Raw genomic sequence first — 16,506 nt, 5'->3', positions numbered from 1 at the left:
GCGAATCAGTCGCCGTGACTACCATTATTGTTACTTTTACCGGTAGCTTTCCGCGTACGGCGGCGGTCGTTCAGCCGGCGTGCCTTCGCCTGCCCGCCGCAGTCCGCCATCGAGCACCATCGGCGTGAGCCGTTGCGGCTGCGGTCGAGGAACAGCCAGCCGCAGCCACCCTCGGCCGTCGGGCACACGCGCATCTGCCCGAGTTCCGTCGTCTGCAGCAGCCCGACCGCAAGCATCGCCAGCCGGTCCGGCACCAAGAGCGCCGGCGCTGTTCCCACCACCAGACGCGCCGCGGACCCGGGCGCTGTCGTCGGCAGCAGCGCGGAGCGGGACGTCGCCGCCGACCAGTGCAGGGTCAGGCGTTCCAGCGCCGCCGCGCGCTCCGGCTCGTCAGGCCCATCGTCAAGCGCCGCGATGAGCGCACGGTAAAGCGCTTCACGGATGTCGAGCGCGGCCCGCCAGGCCGGCATCCCGCCCCCGGGGGTCGCCGCCCACGCGGCCTCCACCGCGGCCGCCTCAGCCCGGTCGACCACGCCGATCTCGTGCGCCCAAGCCAGCAGATCGGCCGGCGAGGGCAGGAACTCGACGTGATCGCCCCCGGCCGGAAGTCGCGGGGCGACCGTGTTCACCAGGTCGAGGGCGGGATGCCCGCCGACGAGGCGCAGGGCGGGATTGAACTCCATGAGCATGAGCCGTATGCTACCAGCGTTCTACCTTTTGGAGGTAGCCCCCGACGGGAGTGCATGATGTTCAGCTCGGACTCGCGTGCCCGCTTCGCTCTGGTCGCACTCGCGGTGGCGGCATTCTGCTTCGTCACGACCGAGGTGCTGCCGATCGGGCTGCTCACCGTGATGGCGGCGGACCTGCACCGGTCGGAGTCGGCGGCCGGGCTCCTGGTCACCGGCTACGCCGCGGTGGTGCTGCTGGCCTCGGTGCCGCTGGTCTGGCTGACCCAGCGGGTCGCCCGGCGCCGGCTCCTGGTCGGCACGCTCGCCGTCTTCACCGCGGCGACGGCGCTTTCGTCGCTGGCCGCCGGTTATGGCGTGCTGCTCGGGGCGCGACTTCTCACCGCGCTGGCCCAGGCGCTGTTCTGGTCGGTGGTCGCCTCGACGGCGACCGCGATGTTCCCTCCGGCCGCGCGGGGACGGGTGGTCGCCCGGCTGGCGATCGGCAGCGCGCTGGCCCCGGTCCTCGGGGTCCCCGCCGGGGTATGGCTGGGACAGCTGGCCGGCTGGCGCGTCCCCTTCCTGGTGATGGCGGCCGCGGGCGCCATCACCGGTCTCGCCCTGCTCGCCGTGCTCCCGCCGGGCGTCCGCGCCGACGACCCGGTGGGCGGCGGCGCCACGCCGGACGCGCGCCGATACCTGCTGGTGCTGACAGTCACGGTGCTGGCGGTGACCGGCGTGATGGGCACCTTCACCTACATCACCCCCTTCCTGGTCGAGGTCAGTGGATTCGCCCCGGGCGCGCTGGGCGCCTTGCTGCTCGTCTCGGGCGTCTCCGGGATCGCGGGCACCTGGTCGATCGGCGCGATCCTCGATCGGCATCCGCGGCACGCCCTCCTCCTGCCCCTGGCCACCGCGACGGTCGCGCTCGCCGCTCTGGCCACGCTCGGACCGGTCCAGGGCGTGGCCATCGCCGGTCTCGCCGCGCTCGGCCTGGGGTTCAACGCGCTCGCACCCGCGATCCAGGCCCGTACGCTCGATGTCGCGCCCGGCAGTGTCGACCTCGCCTCGGCCGGCACCAGCGCGATCTTCAACGCGGGCATCGCGGCCGGCTCGTTCCTCGGTGGCGTGCTGCTCGCCGGCCCGGGCGTGCGGGTCATCCCGGTCGCCGCGCTCGCCGCGGTCACGGCGGCTCTCCTCGTAGCGGTCCGCGAGCCGGGGCCGGTCCGGCTGCCGGGCCCGCGGCGCGCGACAGCCGACGGGCAGCCTGCGAGGACATGGCCTCCGGAAGGATCCGCACCGATGGTCGAAGTGATGAGCGCCGCATCCTGCCCGCCGGCCGGCGGCCGCCGGCCGTGAGCGGCACCCGCATCCGGTTCCGTCTGCTCGGACCGTTCGAGGTCGAGATCGACGGTGACGTGGTCGATGTCGGCCGGCCGCGGCAGCAGGCCGTGCTCGCCGCGCTGGCTATCGTCCCCTACCGGACCGTTGTCATCGAGCGCCTGATCACCACGGTCTACGGCGCCGATCCGCCGCCCACCGCGAAGGCGCAGGTCCAGATCTGCGTGTCGGCGCTGCGTCGCCTGTTCGCCGGGCATGGACAGGAGTCCATGATCACCACCCGGCCGGGCGGGTACGCTCTGCGGGCCGCGGACGACGATGTCGACCTGCGGCGTTTCGAGGCGTTGGTGGCCGAGGGCCGGGCGCGCCGCGGCGACGCTCCCGAGGCGGCGGTCACCGCCTACCGGTCCGCGCTCGCCCTGTGGCGCGGTCCCGCGCTCGGCGGGCTGGACAGCGAGGCGATGCGGGCGGTCGCGCATCGCCTGGACGAGCAGCGCCTCGCCGTCATCGAGGAGTGCATCGACCTCGAACTGGGCCTGGGCCGGCACCGGGACGTGCTGATCGAGCTGACCACGCTGGCGGCCGAGCACCCGGTGCGCGAGCAGCTCCAGGGTCAGCTCATGCTCGCCCTCCACCACGCCGGCCGGCCGGCCGACGCGCTCGAGGTCTATCACCGCACCCGGCGGGTGCTCGTCGACGAGCTGGGCATCGAGCCCGGCCCCCGGCTCCGGCGACTCCAGCGAGCCGTGCTGGCCGGCCGCACCAGCCTCGACATCCCGCCGCCGAAGCCCGGCGGCGACGTGACACACGGAACGCCGCCGGAAGCCGCCGTGCCGACACCCCGGCTGCTGCCGACCGACATCGCCGACTTCACCGGCCGGGACGCCGAGATCGACGCGGCCGGGTCCGCGCTGACCGGCGCCCCCGATCCCGGGGTGGTGCCGATCGTGGTGGTGAGCGGCCGGCCCGGCGTCGGGAAGACCGCTCTGGCCGTCCACCTCGGGCACCGCGTCGCCGACCGGTATCCCGACGGGCAGCTGTTCGCCGACCTGCGCGGCCCGTCCGGCCGCCCGGCGGACCCGGCCGAGATCCTCGGCCGCTTCCTGCGGGTGCTCGGCGTGCCGGGTATGGCATTGCCGGAGGGCACGGACGCGCGTGCCGAGCTCTACCGGCACCGGCTGGCCGGACGCCGCATGTTGGTGGTGCTCGACAACGCCGGCGACGAGCGGCAGATCCTGTCGCTGCTGCCCGGCACGCCGCCGTCCGCCGTCCTGGTCACCGGCCGGCAGCGGTTCGGTGGCCTGCCGGCGACGGCGTACGTCGAGGTCGGCCTGTTCGAGCCACGGACCGCGATGGACCTGTTGAGCCGCATGGTGGGCGCTGAGCGCGTGGCGGCCGAGCCCGAAGCAGCGGCGACGCTCGCCGATCTGTGCGGTCATTTGCCGCTCGCGCTTCGCATCGCGGGCGCCCGCCTGGTCGGCCGTCCGCATTGGACGGTCGAGCATCTGGTGACCCGGCTGTTGGATCAGGGACGGCGTCTGGCCGAGCTGCAGTACGGCCCATGGGGTGTACGGGCCGGCCTCGCGTTGTCGTACGAAGGCCTGTCCGGGGACGCGCGCCGGCTGCTGCGCCGCCTGGCGGTCGCCGATTTCGGGCACATCCGCTCCTGGATGGCGGCGGCGCTGCTGGAAAGTGACCACGCCGGGGCGAGCGACCTGCTCGACGAGCTGGCCGATGCGCGCCTGCTGGACCCGGACGCCGGCGGGCGGCGGTACCGCCTGCACGACCTGGTCCGCGTGTACGCCGGCGAGCGCCTGCGGGCCGAGGAGCCCGGGCCCGAACAGGCCGCCGCGCTCGCCCGCGTCCTCGGCGGGTTGCTGTTCCTTGCCGAACGCGCCAATCGCCCGCACGCGGAAGGCGACATCACCATCTCCGCCGGCGTCGCAGCGCGGTGGGCGCTTCCCGACGAGGTGACCGCCCGGTTGCTCGCCTCGCCCCGGACCTGGCTGGATGAGGAACGCCATACGCTGACCACGGGCATCCGCCTGGCGGCGGAGGCGAACCACACCGCCCTGTCGTGGGAACTCGCCTACGCCGCCAGCTGGGTGTTCGAGGAACAGGCGGACGTGGAGGAATGGCGGATGGCCGTGGAGGTCGCCCTCGGCCGGGCCGAAGCGGCGGGCGATCCGCAGGGGCAGGCGACCATGCTGTACTGCCTGGGCAGTGCCCACCTCTTCCAGCAACGCTACGACGCGGCCCGGCGGCCGCTGGAGCGGGCCGCCGCCCTCTTCCGCCACTCCGGCGACGAGCAGTCCCGGGCGCTGCCGCTGCGCAACCTGGCGTATCTCGATCGCCTGCGCGGTGATCTGGACGCCGCGGCCGCCCGTTACACGGAGGCGCTGGCGCTGCTGCGACGAGGGCCGTATCCCGTCGGCGTCGCCTATGTCCTGCACGGCCTGGCGCGGATCTCTCTCGAGCGCGGCAACGGCGAAGCGGCCCTGCGGATGCTCGAGGAGGCGCTGACGCTGAGCCGGCAGGGCGGCACCCGGCGGGTGGAGGCCCAGGTGCACTGCCGGCTGGGCGAGCTCTGGCTCAGCCTCGGCACGTGGGACCGGGCGGCGGGGGCGTTCACCGAAGCACTCGCGGCACTGCACGACGTCGACGACTCGGTCGGCCGGGTCCACGCGCTGCGGGGCCGCGGAATCGCGTACGCGCAATCCGGCCGGCGAGCCGAGGCCGCCGAAGCTCTGGGCGAGGCCCTGCAAACGGCCGCCCGGATCCGCAACCCGCTGCTCCAGGCCCGCTGCCTGGTCGCGCTCGCCGACCTCGCCCTCGCCGGCGGCGACTGGCGGCCCGCCCGGGCCCACCTGTACCAGGCCCTCGAGCACCTCCGGGCCGTCAACGTGCCACCGGACAAGGAGCACGTGCTCGCGTTGCTGGCAAAGGTGGAGGCGATGGCCGCCGGATAGCAAACCGATAACCGCCGGAAAGGCCCGTGGGAAAGGCTGTCGCCGGAGCGGGAGCACCGCACCACTAACTCAGGGAGTGTGTACATGGCAAGCAAACTGGTGGTTTCCACCTTCGTGTCGCTGGACGGCGTCATGCAGGGTCCGGGCGGCGCCGGCGAGGACGACTCGAACGGCTTCCCCCACGGCGGATGGCTGCCGCCGCACGTCGACGAGGACTTCGGCCGCATCATGGGCGAGGTGCTCGAGAGCGCCGACGGCATGCTGCTGGGCCGCAAGTCCTACGACATCCTCAACTCGTACTGGCCGAACGTCCCGGACGAGGAGGGCGCCGCCCAGATCAACGGCATGCCGAAGTACGTCACGACGAGGTCGCCGATGGAGGCCACGTGGCGCAACACCCACGTGCTGGTGGGCGAAGCCGCCCAGACCGTGGCCGAGGTCAAGCGCACCACCGACGGCGTCCTGCTGGTGCAGGGCAGCAGTGACCTGATCCGTACGCTTCAGGGCGCCGACCTGATCGACGAGTACCGCCTGCTCATCTTCCCGGTCGTGCTCGGGCAGGGTAAGCGGCTGTTCGCCGAGGGCACCACGCCGGCCGGGCTGAAGCTCACCGGCTCCAGCACCACCGGCGCCGGGGTCATTCACGTCCGCTACGAACCACAGGGCAAGCCGGCTTACGGCGCGGTCGCCTGATCTCGCCGTTCCAGCCCGGCCGAGCGGCCGTCCGTCAGGTAGGACTGTTCGCTCGGCCGGCGCTTGCCTTGTTCAGCAAGGCGAAGTCGTCCGCGGTGAGACGCAGCGTCAGGAACGGGAGCAGGTCGGCGAGTTGGGCGGGGTTGCGGGCTCCCGCGATCGGAGTCGCGACGGTGGGTTGCGCGGCCAGCCAGGCCAGCGCGACCGCGGCCGGCGTGGTGCGATGGGCGGCGGCTACCTCGTCCAACGCCGCCAACACGTGCAAGCCCGCGCTGGTCAGATGCGCCTGGGCTTGACCGGCGCGGGGACTGTCCACCCGAGGCCCGCCCGGACGGTATTTCCCGGTCAGGAAACCGCGTGCCAGGGCGACGTATGGCAGGCAGACCAGTCCGGTACGGGCCACGGTGGGCGCCAGGCTGTGTTCGTAGCCCTCGCGCTGTACCAGGTTGTATTCCGCCTGCAGCGCGACGTAAGCGGCCAAACCGTCCCGGGCCGATGTTTCCAGCGATGCCCCTAGCCGGTCCGCGGCGAAGTTGGACGCCGCGATGTGCCGAACCGTCCCGGCGCGCACCAGTGCGTCGAACGCGCCAAGGGTCTCGGCCAGCGGGGTGCCGGGGTCGTCGACGTGGGCGTAGTACAGATCGATATGGTCCACCTGCAGCCGGCGCAGCGAACCCTCGACGGCCCGGCGGATCGTCTCGGCCTTCAGGTTGTCGAGACCGGGCAGCGCGCCGACCTTGGTCGCGATCACCATCCGGTCCCGGCAACCGCGTGCCTTCATCCACCGGCCGATGATGGTCTCCGACTCGCCACCGCTGTTGCCGGCCGCGCGGAAGGTGTACATGTCCGCGGTGTCGATGAAATTTCCACCGGCTTCGGCGTACGCGTCCAGCACGGCGAACGACGTCGCCTCGTCCGCCGTCCAGCCGAACGGATTGCCGCCCAAGCACAGCGGTGACACGTCCAGGTCGCTACTGCCGATCATCACCATGGGTGGCCCCACCCCGTCACGTTTCCCATGACCGCAACGCTAGGGGGACGCAGGGCACCAACCGGTTCCCTACCCGCCGTCGCCCCCACCATCACCGAGGTCGTCGGCATGCTCCTCGGCCCACCGAGCGAGCACGGACACCGGGCCGAGCAGGCTCTGCCCGAGGGTGGTCAGCCGATATTCCGTGCCGGCCGGCGCGGTCGGCAGGGCCCGGCGTTCCACCAGATTGTTGCTCTCCAGCTTGCGCAACGTCTGGGTCAGCATCTTGTTGCTGATCCCGCCGATCCGGTCACGCAGGACGCTGTAGCGCTGCGGCCCGCGTCCCAATCCGAACACCACGACGACCGACCACGTGTCGGCAACCAGAGCCAGCGTCGTACGCGCGGGACAGTCGGCGAGGAACACGTCGTGCCTAGCCACGCGCGAACACCCGTACGGCCGGCGGCACAGCCACGACAACGCACCTCACCGAACACACCTCCATCGACGGCCGGAACAAACCTGACGTTAAGCCGACACCGGTCCGCATCGCCATACGCAGGGCCTTGATTGCCGGTGCCGCCCTGGTTATCACGGTTGGCAGCACGAAGTCGGCGATGCTTTTGCCGCCCGTGCTCCCCGAGCAACCTGAGGCCAGTATTAGAGCCGTCTCGGGCAGGACGAGGGCGGACGAGCGGCGCGAGGCAAGCGCCTATCCGAGGATCATCGCCGCCAGTTCGGCGCGCAGGCCGGTCTGGGTGCCCAGGCGGATCGCCTCCATGGCGGCATGGCGGTAGAACAGCTGGGCGTCGGCGCGTTCGGTCATGCCGTGGGCGCCGTGCAACTGTATCGCCTCGGCGCTGGTGTCGCGGGCCAGCTCGGCGGCGAGCAGCAGGGCGCGGGTGGCGTCGGCGAGGTCGCGAGCGCGGGCGATCAGGGCGGCGGTCGCCTCGATCCGGGCGTAGAGGGCGGCGAGGCGGAACGCGGGCGCCTGGAAGCGGGACACCGGCTGCCCGAACTGAGTACGGCTGCGGGTGTAGCCGACGGTGAGCTCCAGGGCTCCGCGGGACATGCCGCACAGATAGGCGGCCTGGCGGCCCCGGCTGCCGGTCAGCGCGGCGGTCCGGTCGGCGCCGGTGAGGGTCAGGGTCGCCGCGGGCGGGCTGGCCGGCGTGACGGCGTACAGGTCGCCTCGGCTGATGTCGTCGCGCCGGCGCAGCCGGGCGCGGTCCCGGGCGATCAGGTCGTCGCCGATCATGAACCAGTCGGCGTCGGCCGCGTACGGGACCAACTGCGGGTCGGTGACGAGGACCGCCGTGACCGACCCGTCGCGCAGGCCGGGCAGCAGGCCGAGCGGGTCCCCGCCGGCGGCGACGAGCTCGGCGGCCGTCGCGGTTTCCAGGACCGGGCAGCGGTACAGCGCGCGACCGAGCGTTTCGGCGACAGCGAGCAGGCCGGTCCCGGTGAGAGCCGGGACGCCGAGGTCGTTCATCACCTGGCGTACGTTCTCGCGGGCGGCGGTCTCGGCCGGGTCCACGTCGTCGGCGCCGAGCGGCCGCTCGCCGAGGCGGCGCAGCGTGGGCAGCAGGTCGGGGGTGAACAGCTCGTCGATCATGAGAACAGCTCCAGGCCGGTCGACGCGATGAGGTGGAGCATGATCTCGGAGGTGCCCGAGGCGAGGGTGAGTGTGGGCGCGACGCGGTAGGTCGCCTCCAGCCAGCCGTCCATCGGCGCGTCGCCGTCCCAGGCGCTCAGCACGCCCGGCAGTCCGGTGACCTCGAAGCCGAAGCGGGCCACGGCCCGGGCCTGCTCGGTGGCGTACCACTTGCTCGCGGCGGAGGCGACAGGATCGGGTTTGCCGGCCGCGAGGTTGGCGACCTGCTGCCAGGCGAGGGCGCGTGCGGCGCTCAGCCGGGCGTCCAGGTCAGCGGCCTGCGCGCGCAACACGGGGTCGGCGAGGCGGCCGGTCCGGGTGCCGTGGGCGGCTATCCGGTCGTACCAGAATCGGATCTTGGCCTGGAAGTCGATGCCGGTGCGTTCGAGCAGCAGCATCCGGTTCATCAGGTCCCAGCCGTCGTCGAGCTCGCCGACGACGTGCTCGCCCGTGAGCCGGATGCCGTCGAGGACGACCTCGTTGAAGCGGTTGTTCTCCATGCTCCACACCGGGGCGACGGTCACGCCGGGCGAGCGCAGCGGAACCAGGAACAGGGTGATGCCGTGGAAGCGGACCTCGGACTCGGTGGTCCGGGCGGCGCAGAGCGCGTAGTCCCCGAACTGCGACTTCTGGTTGTAGATCTTGGTGCCGTAGAGCCGCCAGGCACCGGGCCCGTCCGGTTCGGCGCGGGTCCGCAGCGCGGCGAGGTCGGAGCCGCAGTGCGGTTCGGTGTAGAGCACGGTCGCGATGGACTCGCCGCGGGCCAGCGGCGGCAGGTACTTCACCTTCTGCTCGGCAGTGCCGACCATCAGCAGGAAGAGACCGACGATGTCGATGGAGAGCACGTGCGCGTCGTCCGGCAGCCCGGCCAGCGCCATCTCCTCGGTGACGATCGCGGACTCGACCACCCCGGCGCCGATCCCGCCGTACTCGACCGGCCAGTTCGGGGCGAGCCAGCCGCGCTCGCCGAGCCACCGGTACACGTCGAGGGCGGCGGGTTCCTCGCGCGGGGCGTAATGGGCGAGCTCGTCGACCGCCTTGCGCACGCGCGGTTCGGCCAGCAGCGCCCGGACGCCGGCGCGGAAGCGCTCCTGGTCCGGGGTGAGTGCGTCATCCATCGGAGATCCTCGATCGCAGTAGGGGCGCGACCGCGTCGAGGTGCGGCGGCCGGAGCATGGTGAAGTGGTCGCCCGGCACGGCGACGCGGGTCAGCGCACGGGCCTGTGGCCAGGCGGCCGGGCGGTCGCCGGTGACCGCGAGGGTGACCGGTCCGGTGTAGACGGACGGCTGCCACACCGCGGCGGCGCGCATGTTGGCGGCGAAGACGCGCAGCCGTTCGTCCAGCTGGGGTCGCAGTTCGTCGGGCACGTCCGCGTCCGCTGCCACGCCGGTCAGGCCGGCGAGGTCACGCCGGAACAGGGCGTGGATGTCCGGGTCCGCGGGCGGCCGGGCCAGCTGCGGCGGGTCGCCGGTGTCGAGCATGACCACCAGCTCGGGCGGAGTGCCCTCGGCCTGCAGGCGGCAGGCCATCTCGTACGCGACGGCACCGCCGAGGGACCACCCGGCCAGCCGGTACGGCCCGTCCGGCGCGACGTCCCGGATCGCGTCGAGGTAGACCCGCGCCATTTCCCGCATCTCGGTCAGCGGCGGTGTGGTGCCGTCGAGGCCGGGTGACTCCAGGCCGTAGACCGGGCTGTCCAGCACCGCGGCGAGCGGCAGGTAGGGCGCGACCGACCCGCCGGCGGCGTGCACGCAGAACAGCGGCGGCCCGCTGCCGCCGGTCTTGAGCGGCACCAAGGGCGTCCCGCCGGCACGCGTGGTCCCGGCCGCCAGCCCGGCGACGGTCGGGCGGGCGAAGACGTCCCGGACCTGCAGCGTCAGGCCGAGGGTGGTCCGCGCGCGGGCGACCATCCGGATGCTCAGCAGCGAGTCGCCGCCGAGGACGAAGAAATCGTCGTGCACCCCGATGCGGTCGATGCCGAGGACGCCGCGCCACACCTCGGCCAGGGCGCGCTCGGCGGGCGTCCGCGGCGCGACGTACCCGGGCGCCGCGCTCGAGCGCGAGACATGCGGCGCGGGCAGCGCTTTGCGGTCCACCTTGCCCGACGTGCCGACCGGCAGCCCGTCCAGAGCGACGAACGCGGCCGGAATCAGATAGTCGGGCAGGGCGGCCCCCAACTGCTCGCGCAGCCGGGCCGGGTCCAGCGCGACTCCGGACGGGACGTAGTAGGCCACCAGGCGGGGGCCGGCGCCGTCGTCACGGGCCACCACGACCCCCGCGGCGACTCCGGGCAGGGCGGCGAGCACGCTGGTCACCTCGCCGGGCTCGACCCGGTAGCCGCGGATCTTCACCTGGTCGTCGAGGCGGCCCAGGTAGCGCAGCACGCCGCCGTCGGTCCACCGGGCCAAGTCGCCGGTTCGGTAAAGGCGTGCGCCGGGCGGGCCGAACGGGTCGGGCACGAAGCGCTGCGCGGTGAGCGCGGGCCGGCCCAGGTAGCCGCGGGCCACCCCGGTGCCGCCGACGAGCAGCTCGCCCGGCACGCCCACTGGCGCCGGGCGTCCCTGCCGGTCGACGACGTAGGCGCGCTGGTTGGGCAGCGGTCGTCCGATCGGCGGCGGCTCGGCGGAGGGCGCGCACTCGTGGTCGACGCAGATCACCGTGGTCTCGGTCGGCCCGTAGCCGTTGTGGAACACGCGGTCCGGTGCGCTCCAGCGGTTGACCACCTCGGCCGGGAACGCCTCGCCGGCGGCCGACACGACCCGCAGATCGGGCAGGTCGCCGGGATCGAGAACGGCGAGCATGGCCGGGGCGATCGCGGCGACGGTGACCCGCTCGCGGCGCAGCAGGCCGTGCAGGGCGACCGGGTCGCGCAACGTCTCGCGCGAGCCGAGGATCAGGGTGGCGCCGTGGCAGAGCGCGCCGAAGATGTCGAGCACGCTCACGTCGAAGCACGGGTTGGAGAACTGCAGGACCCGGTCGCCCGGCGTGATCGCGAACATCCGGCCGGCGGTGGTGACGTAGTTGACGGCGTTGACGTGCGCGACCACCACCCCTTTGGGGCGGCCCGTCGACCCGGAGGTGTAAATGACGTAGGCGGCATTCTCCGGTACGGCGGTAACCCCCGCCCCGCCGCCGGAGCAGTCCGCCAGCGTCAGCGCTGTCACGGGCACCCGCGCCGCGTCCCGGCCGTTCGTCAGCACCAGACGGCAACCGGCGTCGCGCACCTGGAACGCGATGCGCGCGTCGGGATGAGCCGGGTCGAGCGGCAGATACGCCGCACCCGACTTGAGCACGCCGAGCAGCGCGACCGGCAGGTCCAGCGACCGCTCGAGCAGCACCCCGACCACGTCCTCGGGCCCGATCCCGCGCGCCCGCAACGCACCGGCGACCCGGTCGGCGGCCGCGTGCAGCTGCTCGTATGTCAGCTCCGCGCCCTCGAAGCGGGCCGCCACGCCGGTCCGCGCGACCAGCTCGGGCAGCGTGGACCCGGCCGTCGGATAGGTCACCGCCGTGTCGTTCCACCCGGCCGCCCGGGTCTCGTCCGGCAGCTGCGCCCGGCTGATCGGCGCGTCCGGATCGGCGACCAGCTCCGAGAGCAGCGTCTCCAGATGACGCACGAACCGGCCGATCCGGGCTTGGTCGTAGAGCTCGGTGGAGTACTCGGCGAACCCGCCCTGCCCACCATCGGCGCGCGGCCCGAGATACAGCACCAGGTCGAAGCGGGACGTGCCCGAGCCGGCCGGCACGGACTCGGTCACCGGCCCGCCGTCGGCTGCCGCCGCGGCCGCGGCGAAGTCCTGGTAGACCAGGCACACCTGGAACAGCGGGTTGCGGCCGGACTCGCGCGGCGGGGCGAGGGCGTCGACGACGCGGTCGAAAGGGACGTTCTGGTGCTGGTGGGCGCCGAGCAGGGTGTCCGCCGTACGGGCCAGGAGCTCGCGGAAGGTGGGGTCGCCCCCGAGATCGGTGCGCAGCACGAGCGTGTTGGCGAACAGGCCGATGAGGGGTTCCAGCTCGGCATACGTCCGGCCGCTGAACACCGACCCGATGACGATGTCGTCCTGGGCGCAGTACCGCGCCAGCAGCGCCTGGAAGCCGGCGAGCCAGACCGTCATCGGGGTGCACCGGGCCGCCCGGGCGAGACGTTCGACGTTCTCGCGCAGGGCGGACGCGAAGGTGAACGCGTCGGTCGCCCCGGCCCACGAGCGCTGTGCGGGACGGGAGCGGTCGGCGGGGAACTGGAGCGTGGGTAGGTCTTTCAGGCGCGTACGCCAATAACGCAGTTGGTTCTCGAGATCTTCGCCGTTGACCTGTTCTCGCTGCCACACGGCGAAGTCGGCGTACTGGATGGGCAGCGGTGCCAGGGTGCCGCCCCGGTAGAGGGTGAGCAGCTCTCGCATCAGGATCGACGTCGACCAGCCATCGGTGCTGATGTGGTGCAGGTCGAGCAGCACGACGTGGTCGTCGGGGGCGAGCCGGAACAGGGTGGCGGTGAGGGCCGGTCCGGCGGCCAGGTCGACCGGGTGGCGGGTCCGGTCCGTGACGTGCTTCGCGAGCTCGGCCTCGTCGATCTCGGCGACGGCGAGCGGCACGTCGTCCGGCGGCGGGTCGACGACCTGGTAAGGCGCGCCATCGTCGGCCAGGTAGCGGGTGCGCAGGATCTCGTGCCGGGTGACCAGCCGGGTCAAGGCCGCGCGCAGGCGGCCGGGGTCGATCGCGGTGCGGATGCGCAGCGCCCACGGCAGCTTGTAGGTGGGTAGGCCGGGGTCGAGCTGGTCGAGGAACCAGAGGCGCTGCTGGGCGTGGGACAGTGGGAGGCGGCCGGTGCGGTCCGCGGCCGGGATCGCCTTGCTGGCGCGCGCGGCGGCGAGGCGGCGGCGGATCAGCTCCTGCCGCGCCGGCGACAGCGCGGCGATCTGCTGTTCCGCGGTCATGACTCCTCCGCGAGCAGGGCGGCGACCTCGTCGTCGGTGAGGTCGCCGATCTCGGCCAGCATGGCCAGGGCGTCCTCGTCGGCCTTTTCCCGCTGCGCCTCGGCGAGGGCGGCGAGCGCGGCGATCGACGGGTTGCCGAAGAACGTGCGCAGGTCCAGCTCGGAGTCGAACGCCGCGCGTATCCGCGACACGAGCTGGGTGGCCTGCAGCGAATTGCCGCCGAGAGCGAAGAAGTTGTCGTCGACGCCGAGCCGGTCCAGGCGCAGGACGCCGGCCCAGATGTCGTGGAGGCGGCGTTCGATGTCGGTGCGCGGTGCGACGTAGGCGACGTCCAGGTCGGGGCGGCTCTGGTCCGGGGCGGGCAGCGCCTTGCGGTCGATCTTGCCGTTCGGGGTGAGCGGCAGCTCGCTCAGGACCACGAACGCGGCCGGGATCAGATACGGCGGCAGCGTCGCCCCGAGGTGCGCGCGCAGCTCCTCGACGGCCGGGGGGTCGCCGGCCGGGACCAGGTAGGCGACCAGGCGCAGGCCGTCGCCGTCGTCGCGGGCGACGACCAGCGCCGCCGCCACGCCCGGGTGCGCGGCGAGCGCGGTGGTGACCTCTCCCGGCTCGACCCGGAAGCCGCGGATCTTCACCTGGTCGTCGAGCCGGCCGAGGTAGCGCAGCACCCCGTCGGCGGCACGGACGACCAGGTCACCGGTGTGGTAGAGCCGCCCGCCGGGCGGCCCGAACGGGTCGGGTGTGAACTTCTGGGCGGTCGGTCCCGGCCGCCCGAGATAGCCGCGGGCCACGCCGGCGCCGCCGACGAGCAGCTCACCCGGCACGCCCACCGGGGCGAGGCGGCCCCCGCGGTCGAGGACGTAGGCGCGGTGGTTGGGCATCGGCCGGCCGATCGGGGGCGCCTCGGCGGAGGGCGCGCACTCGTGGTCGACGCAGATCACGGTGACCTCGGTGGGGCCGTAGCCGTTGTGGAACACACGGTGCGGGGCGCTCCAGCGGTCGACCACCGCGGCCGGGTACGCCTCGCCGGCCGCGGAGACGACGCGCAGGTGGGGCAGGTCGCCGGGTTCGGTGACGGCCAGCATCGCGGGGGCGACGGCGGCCACCGTGATGTGCTCGGTGCGCAGGAAGGCGGCGAGGGCATCCGGGTCGACCAACGTGGACCGGGGGGCGAGCACCAAGGTGGCGCCGTGGCAGAGCGCGCCGAAGATGTCCAGCACGCTCACGTCGAAGCACGGATTGGAGAACTGCAGCACCCGCTCCCCCGGCCGGATGGCGAACATCCGGCCGACGCTGCCCGCGTAGTTGACGGCGGCGGCGTGCGAGACGGCGACGCCTTTGGGCCGGCCGGTCGAGCCGGAGGTGTAGACGACGTACGCGAGGTTCCCTGGGTGCGTGGCGACGGCGGGCGGCGCCTCGGCGGGCGCCACCTGCTCGACCCAGATCGGTGTCACCGCGGGCGGCAGCAGCCCGGCGAGGTCGCGCGTGGCCACGACGGCCCGGCATGCGGAATCGTCCAGGACCAGGGCGGTGCGGGCCGGCGGGTGCGTCGGGTCGAGCGGCACGTAGGCGGCACCGGCGGTGAGCACCCCGAGCAACGCGACCGGCAGGTGCAGCGACCGATCGACCAGCACCCCGACCCGGTCGTCGGGCCCGATACCGGCGTCGTGCAGCACGTGGGCGAGCCCGGCCGCACAGGCGCGCAGGTCGCCGTACGTGAGGTCGGTGCCCTCGAAGCGGGCCGCGACCGTGTCCGCGGCGCCGGTGACCAGGTCGTGCAGGCAGCGATCCGCCGTGCCATGGTCGGCGCCGGTGTCGTTCCAGGTGACGAGGTGGTCGTGGCGCTCCCGATCGGTCAGCAGGTCCACGTCCCCGGCGCATCGCCCGGGGTCGGCGAGCAGGGCGGTCATCAGCCGCTCGAAGTGGTCGGTGAACGCCGCGATCCGGGCCTCGTCGAACAGCTCGGTGGAGTACTCGAAACTGACCGACAGCTCGCCCTGCGCGGTGACGGCAAGGTACATGGCGAGATCGAAGCGGGAGGTGCTGGAGGTCAGCGGCACACTCTCGACGCGGATCGGGCCGCCGGGCGCCGCCGCGGCGGCGCCCTGATAGACGACGCAGATGTCGAACAGCGGGTTGCGGCCGGAGTCCCGGTCCGGCTTGAGCGCGTCGACGACCTGGTCGAACGGCGCGTCCTGGTGCTCGTGCGCGCCGAGCAGCGTCTCATGGGTGCGGGCCAGCACATCGGCGAAGGACGGGTGGCCGTCGAGGGCGGTGCGCAGCACGAGAGTGTTGGCGAAGCAGCCGAGCAGCGGTTCCAGCTCAGGGCGGACGCGGCCGCTGAAGATGGACCCGACGACGATGTCGTCCTGCCCGGTGTAGCGGGCCAGCAGCGCGTTCAGCCCGGCCAGCCACACCGTGAGCGGAGTCCAGCCGTTGGCCCTGGCGAGTGTGTCGGCCTGCTCGCGCAGCGCGGCCGGCAGGGTGCGGAACAGGGTGGCGCCGCCCCAGGTGCGCTGGGCGGGCCTCGGCCGGTCGGACGGGAAGTCGAGAGCGGGCAGGCCGTCGAGGCGGTCCGTCCAGTAGCCGATCAGCTCCCGCATGTCGTCGGTGCCGAGCCGGGCGCGCTGCCAGGACGCGAAGTCGGCGTACTGGATGCCGAGCGGCGGCAGGGCGGCGCCTTGGTAGAGGGTGAGCAGCTCGCGGGCCAGGACGGCGACCGACCAGCCGTCGGTGCTGATGTGGTGCATGTCGAGCATGACCACGTGGTCGTCGTCGGCCAGGCGGTACAGCAGGGCCCGGGCGGCCGGTCCGGCGGCGAGGTCGGCGGGCCGGCGCAGCTCGGCGAGCACGTACGCCCGCATCAGCGCCTCGCGCTCCTCGGCGGGTGCCGCGGACAGATCGGTGCAGGCGAGCGGCAGGAGGTCCGGCGGCGGGTCGATCACCTGGTAGGGCAGACCGTCTTCGGCGAGGTACCGGGTGCGCAGGATCTCGTGCCGGGCGACGAGCGCGGTGAGGGCCGCCTGCAGGCGAGGCACGTCCAGCAGCGTGTGCAGCCGCAGCACCCACGGCGACTTGTAGGTGGGCAGGCCGGGCGCGAGCTGGTCGAGGAACCACAGGCGCTGCTGGCCGAAGGAGAGCGGCAGCGGTCCGCCCCGGTCGGCCCGCGGGATGCGGGCGGCCTCGATCCGTGCCTCGCGGGCCAGCTGAAGCCGCCGGCGCAGCAGCGCCTGCCGTTCCGGCGAGAGCTGGGCGATTCGCTCGCGCGCGTCGGTCATG

10 protein-coding genes are annotated in these 16,506 nt (G+C 73.3%); 3 read left to right on the top strand and 7 right to left on the bottom strand.

What is annotated here, in order from left to right; translation table 11 throughout:
• Positions 1-5: 5 nt before the first annotated feature.
• On the bottom strand, positions 6-689 hold the full coding sequence (locus tag ACFQS1_RS25365) for a CGNR zinc finger domain-containing protein (protein WP_378972777.1): 684 nt from the start codon (positions 687-689) through the stop codon (positions 6-8).
• Positions 690-746: 57 nt separating this feature from the next.
• On the opposite strand from ACFQS1_RS25365, the gene ACFQS1_RS25360 reads away from it, so the two are divergent.
• The 3 genes from ACFQS1_RS25360 (at position 747) to ACFQS1_RS25350 (ending at position 5,668) form a co-directional block, all read left to right on the top strand.
• On the top strand, positions 747-2,024 hold the full coding sequence (locus tag ACFQS1_RS25360; RefSeq protein ID WP_378972774.1) for an MFS transporter: 1,278 nt from the start codon (positions 747-749) through the stop codon (positions 2,022-2,024).
• Positions 1,943-4,975, top strand: coding sequence for an AfsR/SARP family transcriptional regulator (locus ACFQS1_RS25355; RefSeq protein ID WP_378972770.1), 3,033 nt, complete (start codon positions 1,943-1,945; stop codon positions 4,973-4,975). The genes ACFQS1_RS25360 and ACFQS1_RS25355 overlap by 82 nt, the downstream gene beginning before the upstream one ends.
• 84 nt (positions 4,976-5,059) lie before the next feature.
• Entirely contained in the window at positions 5,060-5,668 is a 609-nt protein-coding gene (locus ACFQS1_RS25350) for a dihydrofolate reductase family protein (RefSeq protein ID WP_378972767.1), read from the top strand.
• A gap of 34 nt (positions 5,669-5,702) precedes the next feature.
• Here ACFQS1_RS25350 and ACFQS1_RS25345 read toward each other — a convergent pair whose 3' ends face one another.
• The 6 genes from ACFQS1_RS25345 to ACFQS1_RS25320 all read right to left on the bottom strand — a co-directional run bounded on the left by ACFQS1_RS25345 (position 5,703) and on the right by ACFQS1_RS25320 (position 16,505).
• Positions 5,703-6,659: an aldo/keto reductase gene (locus ACFQS1_RS25345; RefSeq protein WP_378972765.1), complete on the bottom strand. Its 957-nt coding sequence runs from the start codon at positions 6,657-6,659 to the stop codon at positions 5,703-5,705.
• Between the two features lie 69 nt (positions 6,660-6,728).
• A complete protein-coding gene (locus ACFQS1_RS25340) occupies positions 6,729-7,079 on the bottom strand; it encodes a winged helix-turn-helix transcriptional regulator (protein WP_378972763.1) in 351 nt (116 codons plus the stop codon).
• A gap of 271 nt (positions 7,080-7,350) precedes the next feature.
• Entirely contained in the window at positions 7,351-8,253 is a 903-nt protein-coding gene (locus ACFQS1_RS25335) for an acyl-CoA dehydrogenase family protein (protein WP_378972760.1), read from the bottom strand.
• Positions 8,250-9,410 (bottom strand): acyl-CoA dehydrogenase family protein, encoded by a 1,161-nt coding sequence (locus ACFQS1_RS25330; protein ID WP_378972758.1) that lies wholly within the window; start codon positions 9,408-9,410, stop codon positions 8,250-8,252. The genes ACFQS1_RS25335 and ACFQS1_RS25330 overlap by 4 nt, the downstream gene beginning before the upstream one ends.
• On the bottom strand, positions 9,403-13,227 hold the full coding sequence (locus tag ACFQS1_RS25325) for a non-ribosomal peptide synthetase (protein ID WP_378972756.1): 3,825 nt from the start codon (positions 13,225-13,227) through the stop codon (positions 9,403-9,405). Before ACFQS1_RS25325 ends, ACFQS1_RS25330 begins: the two co-directional genes overlap by 8 nt.
• Positions 13,224-16,505 (bottom strand): amino acid adenylation domain-containing protein, encoded by a 3,282-nt coding sequence (locus ACFQS1_RS25320; RefSeq protein WP_378972753.1) that lies wholly within the window; start codon positions 16,503-16,505, stop codon positions 13,224-13,226. The genes ACFQS1_RS25325 and ACFQS1_RS25320 overlap by 4 nt, the downstream gene beginning before the upstream one ends.
• Between the last annotated feature and the right edge of the window lies 1 nt (position 16,506).

The sequence above is a fragment of the Paractinoplanes rhizophilus genome (genome assembly GCF_042664765.1).
Taxonomy (GTDB): domain Bacteria; phylum Actinomycetota; class Actinomycetes; order Mycobacteriales; family Micromonosporaceae; genus Actinoplanes; species Actinoplanes rhizophilus.
The sequence above is the reverse complement of the archived record's forward strand: the minus strand, read 5'-3'. Positions and strand labels throughout refer to the sequence as shown.